This window comes from Thermomonas alba, from assembly GCF_022419205.1.
Classification (GTDB): Bacteria; Pseudomonadota; Gammaproteobacteria; order Xanthomonadales; family Xanthomonadaceae; genus Thermomonas; species Thermomonas alba.
In genome coordinates this window covers 1-1,202 of record NZ_JAJOZU010000024.1, presented here as the reverse complement: position 1 = coordinate 1,202, position 1,202 = coordinate 1, and the positions used below count along the sequence as shown (strand labels likewise).

1 protein-coding gene is annotated in these 1,202 nt (G+C 66.2%); it reads left to right on the top strand.

Annotated elements, in window-relative coordinates:
• The first annotated feature begins 68 nt into the window (after positions 1 to 68).
• Positions 69 to 1,168, top strand: a protein-coding gene (locus ML342_RS11525; RefSeq protein WP_240127166.1) for an IS3 family transposase whose coding sequence is annotated in 2 segments (ribosomal slippage) — positions 69 to 327 and positions 327 to 1,168 — 1,101 coding nt in all. Because the reading frame shifts where the segments join, the coding sequence is not laid out codon by codon here.
• Positions 1,169 to 1,202: the final 34 nt, after the last annotated feature.

The window sequence follows — 1,202 nt, the reverse complement described above, 5'->3', positions numbered from 1 at the left end:
CGACGTCCCCCCGCCTTTGAGTAGCACGGCGATCTGGAGTCCAATCCCCAACGACAAGGAGATTGGACGTGAAGAAGCGTTTTACCGAAGAGCAGATCATCGGCTTTCTGCGTGAGGCGGAAGCGGGCGTGTCGGTCAAGGACCTGTGCCGCCGGCACGGCTTCAGCGAAGCCTCGTACTACCTGTGGCGCAGCAAGTTCGGCGGCATGAGCGTGCCGGAGGCCAAGCGGCTGAAGGAGCTGGAGGCGGAGAACACCCGGCTGAAGAAGCTGCTGGCCGAGCAGATGTTCGAGAACGACGTGATCAAGGACGCCCTGCGAAAAAAGTGGTGACCGCGCCGGCTCGGCGCGAGCTGGTGCGGCATCTGGTGGGCAAGGGGCTGAGCGAGCGGCGGTCGCTGGCGGTGGTGCGCATGAGCGCCAGCGCCTACCGCTATGCGCCGCGTCCGGACCGCAACCTCGAGGTGCGGGCGCGGATCCTGGCGCTGGCGCAGCGGCACACGCGCTACGGCGTCGGGATGATCCACCTCAAGCTCAGGCAAGCGGGGCTGCGCGTGAACTACAAGCGCGTCGAACGGCTGTATCGGGAAGCGAAGCTGCAGGTGCGGCGCCGCAAGCGCAAGAAGGTGTTGCCGGACGAGCGCCAGCCGCTGGTGCGGCCGAGTGCGGCCAACCAGGTGTGGTCGATGGACTTCATGTTCGACCGCACCGCCGACGGGCGCGCCATCAAGTGCCTGACGATCGTCGATGATGCCACCCACGAAGCGGTCGCGATCGAGGTCGAGCGGGCGATCTCAGGACTTGGCGTGACGCGCGTGCTCGATCGTCTGGCGCGCTCGCGCGGGCTGCCGCAGGTGATCCGCACCGACAACGGCAAAGAGTTCTGCGGCAAGGCCATGGTCGCCTGGGCGCACGCGCGTGGCGTGCAGCTGCGTCTGATCCAACCAGGCAAACCGAACCAGAACGCCTACGTCGAGTCGTTCAACGGCCGCCTGCGCGACGAGTGCCTGAACGAGCATTGGTTCACCCACCTGCTGCACGCCCGTGCCGTGATCGAAGCCTGGCGCCGGGAATACAACGAGGAGCGGCCGAAGCAGGCATTGGGCGGGCTGACACCGAGCGCCTATGCCAGGCAACTGGCATCGGCTACCATCCAACCCGGACTCTAGATCGAACCGCTACTGAAGGTGGGGGGATGTCGGC